This is a genomic window from Schnuerera sp. (genome assembly GCF_035459645.1).
Taxonomy (GTDB): domain Bacteria; phylum Bacillota; class Clostridia; order Tissierellales; family Tepidimicrobiaceae; genus Schnuerera.
Genome location: NZ_DATHXO010000211.1, coordinates 1 through 13,698, shown reverse-complemented (window position 1 = coordinate 13,698; position 13,698 = coordinate 1). Strand labels below are relative to the sequence as shown.

13 protein-coding genes are annotated in these 13,698 nt (G+C 30.2%); 3 read left to right on the top strand and 10 right to left on the bottom strand.

Going from position 1 to position 13,698, the window contains the following annotated elements; translation table 11 throughout:
* Positions 1–116 precede the first annotated feature (116 nt).
* The 3 genes from VK998_RS05005 to VK998_RS04995 all read right to left on the bottom strand — a co-directional run bounded on the left by VK998_RS05005 (position 117) and on the right by VK998_RS04995 (position 3,502).
* Complete coding sequence (locus VK998_RS05005) at positions 117–1,343, bottom strand: DUF401 family protein (protein WP_325226212.1); 1,227 nt, start codon at positions 1,341–1,343, stop codon at positions 117–119.
* Positions 1,344–1,473: 130 nt separating this feature from the next.
* Positions 1,474–3,027: a glutamate synthase-related protein gene (locus tag VK998_RS05000; protein ID WP_325226210.1), complete on the bottom strand. Its 1,554-nt coding sequence runs from the start codon at positions 3,025–3,027 to the stop codon at positions 1,474–1,476.
* Between the two features lie 247 nt (positions 3,028–3,274).
* Positions 3,275–3,502, bottom strand: a complete 228-nt coding sequence (locus VK998_RS04995) for a hypothetical protein (protein ID WP_325226208.1) — start codon at positions 3,500–3,502, stop codon at positions 3,275–3,277.
* A gap of 308 nt (positions 3,503–3,810) precedes the next feature.
* Between VK998_RS04995 and VK998_RS04990 the strand changes: the two genes are divergently transcribed.
* The gene (locus VK998_RS04990) at positions 3,811–4,347 is read left to right on the top strand and encodes a GNAT family N-acetyltransferase (RefSeq protein ID WP_325226206.1); all 537 of its coding nucleotides are present in this window, start codon (positions 3,811–3,813) and stop codon (positions 4,345–4,347) included.
* 75 nt (positions 4,348–4,422) lie between these two features.
* On the opposite strand, the gene VK998_RS04985 is transcribed toward VK998_RS04990, so the two are convergent.
* The 5 genes from VK998_RS04985 to mtnA form a co-directional block, all read right to left on the bottom strand.
* On the bottom strand, positions 4,423–6,510 hold the full coding sequence (locus VK998_RS04985) for an S-layer homology domain-containing protein (RefSeq protein WP_325226204.1): 2,088 nt from the start codon (positions 6,508–6,510) through the stop codon (positions 4,423–4,425).
* Positions 6,511–6,622: 112 nt separating this feature from the next.
* Complete coding sequence (locus VK998_RS04980) at positions 6,623–7,270, bottom strand: L-fuculose-phosphate aldolase (protein ID WP_325226202.1); 648 nt, start codon at positions 7,268–7,270, stop codon at positions 6,623–6,625.
* Between the two features lie 11 nt (positions 7,271–7,281).
* A complete protein-coding gene (locus VK998_RS04975; RefSeq protein ID WP_325226200.1) occupies positions 7,282–8,472 on the bottom strand; it encodes a trans-sulfuration enzyme family protein in 1,191 nt (396 codons plus the stop codon).
* 19 nt (positions 8,473–8,491) lie between these two features.
* On the bottom strand, positions 8,492–9,259 hold the full coding sequence (locus VK998_RS04970; protein ID WP_325226199.1) for an S-methyl-5'-thioinosine phosphorylase: 768 nt from the start codon (positions 9,257–9,259) through the stop codon (positions 8,492–8,494).
* Positions 9,260–9,271: 12 nt separating this feature from the next.
* Entirely contained in the window at positions 9,272–10,309 is a 1,038-nt protein-coding gene (mtnA, locus tag VK998_RS04965) for an S-methyl-5-thioribose-1-phosphate isomerase (RefSeq protein ID WP_325226197.1), read from the bottom strand.
* A 227-nt stretch (positions 10,310–10,536) separates the two neighbouring features.
* Here mtnA and VK998_RS04960 point away from each other — a divergent pair, with 227 nt between their 5' ends.
* Positions 10,537–11,436 carry a peptidylprolyl isomerase gene (locus tag VK998_RS04960; protein WP_325226195.1) on the top strand — a complete coding sequence of 300 codons (900 nt, stop codon included), beginning with the start codon at positions 10,537–10,539 and terminating at the stop codon, positions 11,434–11,436.
* Positions 11,437–11,499: 63 nt separating this feature from the next.
* Here the strand turns inward: VK998_RS04960 and VK998_RS04955 are convergent, their stop codons facing one another.
* Positions 11,500–12,507: a calcium/sodium antiporter gene (locus VK998_RS04955; protein WP_325226192.1), complete on the bottom strand. Its 1,008-nt coding sequence runs from the start codon at positions 12,505–12,507 to the stop codon at positions 11,500–11,502.
* A gap of 359 nt (positions 12,508–12,866) precedes the next feature.
* Between VK998_RS04955 and VK998_RS04950 the strand changes: the two genes are divergently transcribed.
* Positions 12,867–13,427, top strand: a complete 561-nt coding sequence (locus VK998_RS04950; RefSeq protein WP_325226189.1) for a helix-turn-helix domain-containing protein — start codon at positions 12,867–12,869, stop codon at positions 13,425–13,427.
* Positions 13,428–13,435: 8 nt separating this feature from the next.
* Here VK998_RS04950 and VK998_RS04945 read toward each other — a convergent pair.
* Positions 13,436–13,698: CocE/NonD family hydrolase C-terminal non-catalytic domain-containing protein (locus tag VK998_RS04945; RefSeq protein ID WP_325226187.1), on the bottom strand; the 263-nt coding region annotated here is incomplete at its 5' end.

Sequence of the window (13,698 nt, the reverse complement as noted above, 5' to 3'; positions counted from 1 at the left end):
GATGAAAAGGAAAAGCTTAGAATAAAAAAGAATTTTTATTCTAAATGGTTTCTAGATGGTATATTAAGAGAAACAGCAAGTTAATGGACAAGGAATTTTGCTCCTTGTCCATTTTTTTAAACAAATATAAATTTAAAAATTAATGTAGATATAATTAATATTACTAATAATGTAGGTGCATAGAATCTATACTCCTTGTAAAGCTCTCCAGTAGTTACTCCCATATGTTCCAATGTGAAAGCCTGGCAAAGATGCAAAGGTGAAAAATAATAGCCTATAAAAGCAGAACCGAATGCAAAATATGTATAGATATAGAGAAGTTGTCCCATAATATTTAATTGAGATAGCATAGGCAATATTATGGCTAATGACGCAGTTATGTTTCCAGTAATATAACCAAAGAAAAACGAGGATATTAAAAAAATACCTAGCATTGAAAACATCCCATTACTTAAATTTAGCATATTATTGAATAACCCAATTAATTCTTCCATATTCAATATTATTTCCTTCATAATAAGTACAGCAACTACTGTAAGTACTGTGCTCCAATTAAGAGATTTTATAAGAATTTTAAAAAAGTCCTTTTTATCACTCAATAAATAAACGATAATAACACTTGCTATTAAAGTAATATGGAAGGGCAAGCCTGTAAAAGCATTGATTATTACTGCTATATAAATAGGCGATGTATAAATAGCAAGTTTTAGTAAATTCTTTCCAATATTTTCCCTAGGTGGTAGTATATTCGACTTTACATCTTTCAAAAAGAAAAAGTACCCTGTAAAAATTATAAAAACCACAAAAAATAAATTTAATAAAATCAATTTGAAAATATTTAAATCTGGAAGAGTAGCGGAAACAATCAACAATGAAGTAGAGTAAGGTAATAAAAACATGGCTATATGCCGAAATACCAGGTTTATTGCAGCCCGTCTGGGAGCAGATATTTTCATCTCTTTTCCAATATTGTTGATAAAAGGCGCTGACAAATAAGCACCTCCAGGTATTACCAAAATCCCAATCATAGCTGGTATTATCATCAAAGCATTTTTTTTGTTACGAATTACTAATAAAATTGTTTCTACTACTTTGTCAAGAATTTTGTAATGTTTCATCAATCCCCCCAGAATACTTACCATCATTACAGTTAATACAGTAGTTCTGGATGAAGGGTTAATAATAATACTTGTAACGATTTTGCTTAAATTTTCAAATCCTAAGCCTGATAATAATCCTAGAATACCTGCTGATATTAAAAGTGTATAACTTAATTTAAATTTTAATCTAATTAAAATAGGTATAAACAAAAAAGAAATAAGTACAGATATTAATTGTGTCAAAATCAAATCATTCCTTTCAATCTATTCTTTCTTATATACTATATTATTTTATTGGTGAGTACAAGTATTTAAAATTGTATATATTAAGATAATAACTAGTAAAAAAACAAGGAGTATACTCCTTGTTTTTTTATACCCTTTTAATTATATCCCTTTTTAAATCCATAAAAGTAGGAATACCTGCTACATCTGCTGCTTCTTTAGTTAAAGCTATAATATCTTCTCTTCCTATTTCATTTAAAGTAAATTTCCTATTTAAAGTCATCAATTGTTTAAGACCTGTTGATACTCTATTGATATATGAATATAAACCTATAGCCCCTGTGGATATATTGTGGACTTTAGAACCATATATATCCTTTAATTCTCTTATATCTGTAAATATTTCTTCTACTGTATCTCCATATTTTAAAAGATCTTTTGGTATATTACCAGTTTTGATTAATTCTCCTACCTTCTCGCCTACCATAGCTGAAGCCATGGCAGCTCTTCCTATCCCTACCATGGATATATAAGGAGCTCCTAAAGATAGTCCTTTAAAAATATGGTCTTCCATTGTAAGCCCACCAGCTACTGCAACCTTAGGTAAGAAATAATCCTTGTTTTCCATTTCTTTAAGTAATTCATAAATAATACTTTCCATATATACTGTTGGGAAACCCCATTCATTCATCATCTTACAAGGGCTATTCCCACTTCCTCCACCAGCACCATCGAAGGTTACCAAATCCACTTTACATTGGGAAGCAATTTTTAAAACCCTTAGAATATCTTCTGGATCATAAGGTGCCATTTTAAAACAAACTTGTTTAGCTCCTAGTTCTCTTAGATTTTCGATCCTATTACTTAATATTTCCTCATCCCACATAGGCAATCTTCCTATTTTATCAAAATGAGGGCCTACTCCTTTTTTATATTTTTCTTGTATTACTGGATCTGATGGATCAGGATAAATTAAATATCCCCTTTCTTGAAATTTAAGAGCTTCTTCTAAACTATTAACTTGGCCCATACCTTGGATTCCTTTTGCACCTTGACCAAATTTCAATTCTACTGCTGTAACTCCTAATTTTTCAATAGCATAATCTAATACTCCTAAATTTTCATCATCTACATTTCCTTGTAAAATAATTTCTCCATAACCATGATGATATTCTTTAAAACTCTGTACCATCTTTTCTATAAGAGGAGCTTTAACCACTCTATTATTCTCTAGTACTAGTTCTTTATCTTTTGAAACTACATCTTCTCCAATAACTACTAAAATACCAGCCAAAGCTGCACCAGCATAATAATCTTTCCAGTTTAGTTTTGCAATAGCAGGTAATACAATTGGAGCCTTTAATTTTATTTGATTTTCAAATCCTATAGCTGTTGAAATATCAGCGTTTGGATAAGTTGGTTCCTTGGATTCAGTATCGATCCCCTTTGCTCCAAATACTCTTCCGTTAATATTGAAATGAGAGAAATCTACAGGATATTCTTTTTCCGAAGCAAATTGATGTTTATCCGTACCTACCGGATAGAGAGCCTCTTTCCCTCTGATAGCCGAACTACCTATTTCACAGGTTCCAATACAATTAGCTGTACAAGTAGAGCACATCCCCGAAAAGGAGGATACATTTTCAGGAGTTCTCATCTTTGTATTAGTTATAGTGCTTGATAATGATGGACTATATGACATAATTCTTACCTCCTTGTTATTTTTTTAATAATCCAATACATAGTTAAATTTAATAGCATTTACCTATAGTAAACTTCTTTTATCTTTGTTAAATATATTGTATTCCAATTAAGGGCATATGTCAATAAAAATTAATACTTTTTAGCAAATCTTTCTATTTAATATAAAACTTCTCCTTCCATAGCTTTTATACCTGTTGGAAAGAGAAGTTTTATCAATTAATATTAATATTCTTTTTTTAAATTATTTATGCTAATTTAGCTTTCTGCTGAATTTCCTCATATTTCTTCTCTACACCAATATGCCCTTTGCAATCTCCAAGCCCATTATTTTTAGCAGGAGTCGTAGATACAAGATCTACAAATTGTTGTCTAGTTATTTTGCCTTCTTCAACACCATAAGTCCACAATAAGCCAAATCTATTTTCTAAACCAGGTGCTCCATTTGGAATATTTCTAAAATCATCTTTTCCCATATGCTTTTAATGTCTCCAATCAGAACTTAAATCTAAAATTAAATTCAACTCTTCATAAGCTGCTTTGTAATATTCCAATAGTTCTTCTTTTTGCAAAATAACCCCTCCATTAAAATAGTATGGGTACATAATAAAATGGAATTTATAGTCCATATGTCTGTTCTTTTGTTAATATTATAACATATAAAACAAAGAATAAGTTACTTCTATATACCTAATTATCAGAAAAATGTTTAAATCACCATCCCTTTAGGGAAAGTATATATTATACTAACTTTAGATAATTTAAAAAGGAGATGGTTTGTTTAATGCATTTGGAAGAAGTTTGGGCTTTGCCTAAGAAGGTAGTAGATAATATTGATGGAGATTTTAATAGTTTAAAGGTTTACCTAGTTCAAGATTATGATCATGAAATATTAAAAAGGATGGTTAGTTTTGGTTTAAATATATTTGGAGAATTGGGAATGGATGAATGGGGATTAGTACCTCAGATACGCCATGGTAATGTATACTTGTTAAAAGAACAAAACAAAAAAAGAATAATAGGATTGGCAATATTTATGAGGGATTGGGAAGATTTGGATAAATGCTATCTATATGATTATGCAATTGCAGAAGAATTCCACGGACAAGGTTTAGGATATCATTTTTTAATCACAGTAATTAAAAGTATAAAAGAACAAGGGTTTAAAACTGTCAGTCTAACAGTTGATTCAAATAATAAACCAGCAGTCAAATTATATAAAGACAAAGTAGGATTTGAAATTGAGGAATTCAGTAAAGATGAATATGGAAAAGGGCATGATAGGTATAGAATGTCTTTGGATTTAGATAAAATTGATTAATATAATCATATAAAAATTAGTACCCAGCACTAATATACTAAAGAACCATAGTACATGAGGGCTGGGTACCTTTATTTATTTACCGTTAAATAAATAATTATATATTAAATTTGCTCCATCCTCCCTGCTTAATTCTGCCTTAGGATTTAAATTACCATTATATCCTTCAACTATATTAAGGCCGTAAGCAATTGATATATAGCCTTTCAATTCTGGAGTTATATCTTCTGTATCTTTAAATATATCTTTGTATATTTTAGTTAAATCTGCAACCCTATCATATTTTAATGCCCTTATTATATATTTTATTCCTTCTTCTTTTGTTACTATTCTTTCTGGGGCTTTTTCGTTTTCTTTAATAATTCCCATATTGATCAAATAAGCATATAGATTGTCCTTCGTATCATCTATTTCAAAATAAGGGTTTTCTGCCTTTGCTAATAGATATAGAAAATCTTTTTGATTTATTTTTTCTTTTGGTTTAAATTTATCACCTGGTAATGCAATGCCATATTGAGCTAATATATTTATTTTATCTTTAGCATAACTATCATCTATGTCCTTATAATTAATGACCCTTGGTGTTTTATAGGGTTCTCCTAAGTAATTTAATATGGTTCCAGTATTAGCATCAATTATAGATGGTTTATCAGTTTTTAGACCATAGACCAAAATAGCATCCTTCTTATTTTTAATAATTCCTTCATATCTATCAGGATTGACATACTTAAGTTCTATTCCTATGTCATCAAACAAAATTTCATAAGCCTTATCTATAGATATTACTTCATCCTGTGATGGAAATTCCTTATTAGTCCAAGTAGTTCTATATTCTATTACTTTCCCATCGATAGCGTCTACTGTAATGGTTATACCATCTTGTTCTACATAGGCATTATCAAGCTTTCTAATGAATCCAAAAGAATATCTTCTTTGTTCTTCTAAAGGTCTAAACCCTTCGTGGCTCTTTCTTAATTCAACTAACTCATATTTATCTGGAGCAGTTTTCTTAATATATTCTTTTGCAATTTCTAATGTTTTTTCCTCATCATATTGTACTTTTTTGTCTGATGCATCTGGTCCAAATTTATAAAAGGATATTAATTCCTTAGTTTTTGCATCTATACTAATATTAGCATAATAGTTGTTAGAATCTAGATTCTTAATAAATTCTAATTGCCAATTATAGCTATCATCAGATCTCCAATTTTTATAAAGACTAATATAATTCAATTTATATTCTGAGTCCAACTCTAAAATATCTCTACCTATTTTTTCAGCATCTTTTTGAGATATAAGACCTGCAATATCCTCTATTGCATCCTTCTCATCTGGACTTAATTCATCTGCTGGAGCATCTCCACGGCCTCCCATATCTGCAGCTTTTTCATAAATTGGATAATAATCATTTAATGGAGTCAATTCTCCATCTTTGGCGTTAATGCCTAGATTGGCATATTTAGGGCTGTAGGTTAAAAATAACTTTGGACTTCTATCACTATAGCTTGTTTTATACATTAAATCTAATCCTATCTTTTCTTTGTATAGTTCTTCAGCTTTTTCCAAAGAGATTATATCCTTTGCATCTGAAAATTTTAAATCCATATCCCAATTTGCATAGTAATTCCTTACTTCACCTGTGGAATTGTCAACATGAATATCAATATTATTATTGTAATAAGGAATACCATTTTTTATTCTTACAAAATGATAGTTATATCCACTAGAATTAATATTTAATGGTTCTGATACATCTATTTGTTTTATATTATCTGCAAATTTAGGAGACGCCTTTTTAATAAAATCTTTCGCTATTTTTAGTCCTTCTTCTTTGCTTATCTTTGGTAATTTAGGTCCTTGTTCCCTATAGATAGGTTTCCACTTCCCGAAACTTATCACTGTCCCATCTAAAGTTATGGAAACATCTATACTACCTAACTTTTCCTTGCTATCCGACCAATTCAAATAAAATACTGTAGTTCCATCTCTCGAACTTACCCTATGGTCAAATTTATCGTATTCACTTCCAATGTTAAATAATTTTTTGACCTTAACAATAGCTTCTTCCAATTGCTTATCATAATCCTCTTGTGCAAAAGAACTAAATGGAATAATGGTCAAAACCATAGTCAAAATCAATAAAAAAGATATTTTCCTTTTCACAAAATCTCCCCTCCTTAAATTTTTAAATTCTACGTAATTGTAATCTTAACTTTATATATATTATACATTAAACATGAAAAATAGAAGTTACAAACAGGTTACGATTGGGAATTTACACCTTCCTCTGTCCATAGGTCTTAAATTTCTCCATCATTAACTTCATTTCTTCTTCCGGAAGGATTACTGGCTCTCCTATAGATTTAGTCCTATAGTATAGCTCTGCACAATATTCTATTTCCTCCGTTATATTAAAAGCATTTAATAAATCCTTTGCACCGGCTAAAAGTCCATGATTAGCTAATAATACTGCGTTTCTATCTTTCATAGCTTCAAAAGCGTTTTCTGCCAATTCTTTTGTACCGTAGGTTGCATATTTTGCACATTTTACATCTAATCCAGCTAAAGCTACCATATAATGAACTGGTGGCAAAGACCAATTTAAACAAGCTAAAGTCGTTGCATACATAGTGTGAGTATGGATTATAGCATCTATATCTGTCCTTCTTTCATAAAATATTCTATGCATTTCTACCTCACTAGAAGGGGTTCGCTCTCCATCTACTTGTTCCCCTTTTATATTCAATATTACTACATCTTCTGGTTTAATATCAAAATAATCGATTCCAGAAGGACTAATAGCCATTAGCTTTTCTTCTCTATTATAAATACTCAAATTCCCTCCAGTTCCTTTAGTAAGACCTGTGGTATAAAGTTTTTTACCATATTCAACAATTAATTCTCTTTCTTTTTTCATCAACATATATTTTCCTCCTACTTGATTGCTGATAACCCTTTATCTAAATCATCAATTATATCTTCATAATGCTCCAATCCCACTGATATTCTTATCATACTTTCTGTCAATCCAAATTTAGCTAATTCTTCTTGAGGATATCCTCTATGGGTCATAGCTGCTGGTAATTCAATTAATGTTTCACAGTCTCCAAGAGACACAGCTAGTTGAGCTAATTTTACAGAATTAACAACCTTTTTGGCATCTTCTAAGGTTCCATCTACTTCAAAACTAATCATGCCACCAAATCCACTCATCTGCTCTTTAGCTATTTTATGCCCTTCAAAGTCTCCAAGACCTGGATAATAGACTTCTTTTACTTTTGGATGATTTCTTAAAAATTTAGCCACTTTCAATGCATTCTTTTCATGTTCCTTCATCCTTAAACCTAATGTCTTTAATCCCCTAAGTAAAAGCCATGCATTAAAGGGACTCATTACACCACCAAATTCACACATATAGTCAAATTTCAGGTAGTGGATATAGTCTATATCCTTAGATACCGCAACTCCTCCAACTACATCTCCATGACCACATATATATTTAGTGGCACTATGTACTACCACATCTGCTCCTAAAGTCAGAGGTCTTTGAAAATATGGCGTTGCAAAAGTGTTGTCGATTACTACTTTTGTATCTTTTTCTTTTGCAATATTACAAATTTTCTTTATATCTAAAATTGCAAGGTTGGGATTAGAAGGGGTTTCAAAATAGATGACCTTAGTGTTTTCATCTATTAAGTCCCAAAGCTTTTCCGCATCTCTTAAATCAGCAATTTTACAATTAACATCATATTTAGGAAGTACGTTGGTTACTACATTATAACTGGAGCCATATAATGTTTTATTTACTATTATATTATCTCCTGGTTTTAATAATGAAAATAGTACTGAACTAATAGCTGCCATTCCTGAAGAAAATGCAACAGCTCCTTTTCCTTCTTCTAATACTGCCATCCTATTTTCAAAAAGGCGTAAAGTTGGATTGTTTCCTCTTGTATATACATAATCATCACTTTCAAAGGACATTACCCTATCAACATGTTCAATATTATCAAATACAAAAGTTGAGGTTTGATAGATTGGTGGGTTCAATGCATTGTTGGCATGTTTCCCATTGGCTCCAGCGTGTATTGACATAGTCTCAAATTTATATTTTTTATTTTCCATTTTTTAATCATCCTTTTCATTAAAGTTCTAAAATAGAAGTTTTACAATTACAGTTTTTTTGATTTAATCCTTCCACAAATACTTTCACAAAAATTTTGCTAACCTTTGTTTTGTTTTCTGTCACCAATTCTTGTATATTATGCATAGACATATCTTCTTCCATTCCAGTACACCAATTAGTAATTATACCTACGGTTGAATAACAAATCCCTAATTCTTTGGCAAGAATGACTTCTGGAACTGTAGTCATCCCAACTACATCTCCATTCATTTTTTTATACATTTGGATTTCACTAGCCGTTTCAAATCTAGGTCCTTCTGTACAAACGTATACAGCCTCACCTTTAATAAGTACTGACTCTTCTTTAGCAATTTGGTAAAATCTTTGCCTTAAATTTTTACAATAAGGATCACTCATATCTACGTGTTTAACTGGATTATCTCCACCTTCAAAAAAAGTAACTGATCTTGATTTTGTAAAGTCTATAAAATCCTTAATAACTACAATGTCTCCAGGTGCGTAGTTTTCATTGCATGAACCTACAGCTGCCGTTGCATAGATATATTTTATACCTAATTCTTTTAAAGCCATAATATTGGCTCTGTAGTTTATGAGATGAGGTGGCACAGAATGTCTTTTTCCGTGTCTTGCTAGAAATACAATTTCCTCTTCTTCAATTTTTACTATATCTACTTCTACTTTTCCATATTTGGTTTCAATAATTTTAGAGTAACTTCCTTTATCTATATCATATATGCCTGTACCACCAATTATCGCCTTTTCCATAATAATTCCTCCCTACTTTAGTTTCAATATATTCTCTTTAAATGGAGGTTTTACAATTCCCCTCTCCGTTATTATTCCTGTAATATTTTCATTAGGAGTTACGTCAAAAGCTGGATTATATACTTCAATTCCTTCAGGGGCTATTCTAATATTTTCAATATAAGTTACTTCTTTACTGTCCCTTTCTTCGATATCTATTTGGTTTCCTGTTTCTATATCAAAATCTATAGTAGTAGTTGGTGCTACTATATAAAAAGGTACATTGTACTCTTTTGCCAATACAGACAGCATAAAGGTACCTATTTTATTTGCTGTATCTCCATTTAAAGCAATTCTATCGGCTCCTACTAATATAAGGTCTATCTTACCATCTCTTATTAGAGTAGCAGCTGCATTATCTGCAATTAGTTTAGCCGGAATACCTTCTTGTACTAATTCCCAAGCAGTAAGCCTACCACCTTGAAGTCTTGGTCTTGTTTCATCAGCGTAGACAAATATATCTTTCCCACTATAAAAAGCTTCTCTAACCACTCCTAAAGCAGTTCCAAATCCGGCAGTTGCAAGGGCGCCTGTATTGCAATGAGTTAAAATAGTTGATTTATTGCCAACTATTTCATTCCCGATTTGCCCCATTTTCTTATTGGTTTGTATGTCTTCTATTAATATTAAATCTGCTTCTTTTTTTATCTTCTTATAAATATCTTTAACTGCTGAATCTTTATTCTCTGCAATGAGCTTTTTCATTCTTTTTATAGCCCACATTAAATTTACAGCAGTAGGTCTAGATTTGTTTAATAATTCTAAGGCTTCATTCATATTGAATAAAAATTCTTCTTTATTATCGTTAGAAAACTCCTTAGCAGCTAAGACCACTCCATAAGCTGCTGCTGCTCCTATAGCCGGTGCTCCCCGAACAACCATGTCCTTAATTGCAAAATCCACATCTTTATAAGTTCGACATTCAAATATTTGGTATGAAATAGGTAGTTTTCTTTGGTCTATTAGATATAAAATATCTTCTTTAAATTCAATTGTTTTGATTTCTTTCATATTACTTCTCTCCTTATCTATTAATTTTCTCGATTATAAATCCTAAGGTCTTAATTGAATGTTATCATCTAAAAAATATTCTGTAAATAATCTATTGACCTTTTTACAAATTGTCTAAATATGAAAACATATTCATGGGAAATTGTAAAAATTATTGTTAAATCATTTATAATCTTAAACTATATGGTATAATCAAATAAGATTAAAATTAGAAAGGTGGAATATTTTTGATAGAACAAAATAACAAAAAAAGAATTATTGCATTGCTCGTTGCTGTTGCACTAATAGTTGGAGTATTAGTAACAGTTAAATTAGGTTTTAATGGAGATAGTAAAGAAAAAGAAAATGTTGTAGCCCTTGTAGGTGATGAAAAGATTACCAAAGATGAACTTTATGATTTCTTAGTAAAGGCAAATGGACAAGGCGCATTGGACGCATTAATTACCAATAAAATTATACTTTTAGAATCAGAAAAACAAGATATCCAAATCTCTGAAGAAGAACTTCAAGAACAAATTGATAAAATGGTAGAAAGTTTAGGAGGCCAAGAAGCTTATGATGCAGCCCTTGAGTATTATGGATATTCTGAAGGTGAATTGGAAAAAGATATAGAGATGAACTTATTCCTTACTAAATTATTAGAACCTGAAATGAATATAACCGATGAAGAAATGGAAAATTATTTTAAAACAAATAAATCTCTATTCGATCAAAAAGAACAAGTAAAAGCTCGTCATATATTAGTTGAAACTGAAGAGACTGCTTTAGAAGTTAAGGATAAATTAGCCAATGGGGAGGAATTTGAAGAACTAGCAAAGGAATACTCTACTGATACTAGTAATAGTCAACAAGGTGGAGATTTAGGTTTCTTTGGAAGAGGAAGAATGGTAGGAGAATTTGAAGAAGTAGCTTTTTCATTAGACATCGGAGATATTAGCGATCCTGTTAAAACAGATTTTGGATACCATATCATTAAAGTTGAAGACAAAAAAGAAGCAAAAACAGCTAATTTTGAAGACAGTAAAGATACTATAAAAGAAATGTTATTTGAAGAAAAATTCCAAGATGTATATAATACTTGGATGCAAGATAAGCTAGATGAATATGAAATAAAGACATTCTTATAATAGATTGGACAAGGGATTAAACCTTGTCCAATTTTTTAAAAACATATTTTATATACTTTCTAACTAAATCCATATATAATTTAAAATCAAATAAGTGGTATAAATTCCTACTAAAAAAACCCCTTCTAATTTTGTAATAATACTATCCTTATTTTTTGCAAAAATATGAAAAGCCACTAATATTATCAACATTGTTGGAATTTGTAGTTTATAAAAGGTTGATGGTACTATTAACCCTTTTTTCGTTACTGCTGCAGCACTGCCTACAACGAATAATACATTTAGTATATCCGCACCAATAATATTTCCTATTGCTAGATCGCCATGACCTTTTCTTACAGCTGTAATAGCAGTTACAAGTTCAGGTAAACTTGTACCAAAGGCTACTAAAGTTGCTGCAATAACTCCCTGAGGAATTCCACCACGAAGAGCTATTATTTCAACGCTAGGGATTAATATCTTAGATGAAATAATAACTAATGCTATACCTAGTACTAATTTAATTAATTGTAACAGTACAGGATTTTCTTCCTCTGTAAACTCCGTTGAAATATCTCCATTATATTTTTTTGCATAACGAATACTGCCATATATATATATAATTAATAAAATAACAAAGATAAAACCCATTTTTTGAGTAATTATTCCATTAGGTCCTTTAGAAAAGAAAGGTAAACTAACAACTGCTAATAATACTCCAGACAGTAATTGATACTTTCCTTGCCGCTTTATAGTATCCTTATCAATAGTTAGTGTACCAATTAATGCTGCAATCCCAATAATCAAACCTGTATTTGCAATAATAGACCCAATTGCATTTCCTAATGCTAAATCTGGATTACCTTTAATTGCAGCAAGTACTGATACCGAAGCTTCAGGTAAAGTAGTTCCTAGACTTACAATAGTAGCTCCTACAATCATTTTTGGAACTCCCCATCGCAAAGACAGGCTAACGGCTTCACTAACTAAAATATCAGCTCCTTTACCTAATAGAAATAAGCTAATACCAATAACAACTAATAAAATCAATGTCGAAAATTCAACAAGAACAGGATAAATTAACTCTTCCATTATTGATCTCCTTTCGTTTCTTAAATCTTTTTCTATAGCTTTAGTTTCCCTCTAAATATATAAAAAAACTCCACAGTTTATTAAAAAGTAAAATAAACCGTAGAGTCTCACTAAGCTAATTAGCCACCAAAGCCGGGATGTTTTATCCGTAATGACGACTTTGATTCCATCAAGGAAAGTTACTCCCTCTAATATGAGAATTATATATCTTATGGAGGTTATTGTCAAGAAAGATAAAACAGATATATGATCTCATAATATCAAAAAATATAAGAGTTGAATGGATTTTCATTTTAATGATATAATGTATTAGATACATTATATCATTAAATATAAATATTGACTAAAAGGAGATTTTTATGTTAGGAGATAATATAAGAAATATTAGAAAATCAAACAATAAAACCTTAAGTGATATAGCAAAAGTCACAGGTTTGTCTATAGGTTACATATCTCAATTAGAAAGAAATCTTATTGAGCCATCACTTTCATCTTTAAGAAAAATAGCAAAAGCTTTAGATGTTCCTGTTTATTTATTTATGGAAGATAATTGTATTGATGTTAACGTCGTTACTAAGAAAGATAAAAGATTAATAATGAAATTTCCTAATAGTCCTGTTATCTATGAGATAATTTCTCCAATGCCAACAGATACATTTGAACCCTCAATGTTAGGATTGTTTTTTGAAGTAGAACCTAATCAAGCTGATACAGAGGATTTTATAACTCATTCTTCTGAAGAATTGATTATTATACTTGAGGGTGAAGCAAATATAATATTAGGTAATGAGGAATTAAATATAAAATCAGGCGATACTTTATTTGTACAAAAAAATGTACCACATAAAATAATAAATAAAATAGATATACCTTTAAAAGGTATATCTATAGTATCTCCTCCTATATATCCAAGAAGATAATTCATTCTCTATTCTTCAACAGGTAGTACTATCTTAGAAGGATAATTTTCACCATGATAGATTGTATTATCAGCTTTTATTATTTCAACATTATTATAAGCTTCTTCCGTATTACTATGAGGGAATATATAATTTTTAGCGCTTGATGTTATTGTAAATCTTATTCTATGTCCCTTTTTAAAATTATTAGATATTTTTGAAGTTTTAATAACGAATTTATATACTTTTTTAGGTTCCATAAGTTCTAATTTCGCAAAATTGTTTCTATATT

Excerpts from the sequence above, each read along its gene's own strand:
- VK998_RS05000 (WP_325226210.1), bottom strand. The coding sequence starts at position 3,027 with ATGTCATATAGTCCATCATTATCAAGCACTATAACTAATACAAAGATG.
- VK998_RS04995 (WP_325226208.1), bottom strand. The coding sequence starts at position 3,502 with ATGGGAAAAGATGATTTTAGAAATATTCCAAATGGAGCACCTGGTTTA.
- VK998_RS04990 (WP_325226206.1), top strand. The coding sequence starts at position 3,811 with ATGCATTTGGAAGAAGTTTGGGCTTTGCCTAAGAAGGTAGTAGATAAT.
- VK998_RS04980 (WP_325226202.1), bottom strand. The coding sequence starts at position 7,270 with ATGTTGATGAAAAAAGAAAGAGAATTAATTGTTGAATATGGTAAAAAA.
- VK998_RS04975 (WP_325226200.1), bottom strand. The coding sequence starts at position 8,472 with ATGGAAAATAAAAAATATAAATTTGAGACTATGTCAATACACGCTGGA.
- VK998_RS04970 (WP_325226199.1), bottom strand. The coding sequence starts at position 9,259 with ATGGAAAAGGCGATAATTGGTGGTACAGGCATATATGATATAGATAAA.
- mtnA (WP_325226197.1), bottom strand. The coding sequence starts at position 10,309 with ATGAAAGAAATCAAAACAATTGAATTTAAAGAAGATATTTTATATCTA.
- VK998_RS04955 (WP_325226192.1), bottom strand. The coding sequence starts at position 12,507 with ATGGAAGAGTTAATTTATCCTGTTCTTGTTGAATTTTCGACATTGATT.
- VK998_RS04950 (WP_325226189.1), top strand. The coding sequence starts at position 12,867 with ATGTTAGGAGATAATATAAGAAATATTAGAAAATCAAACAATAAAACC.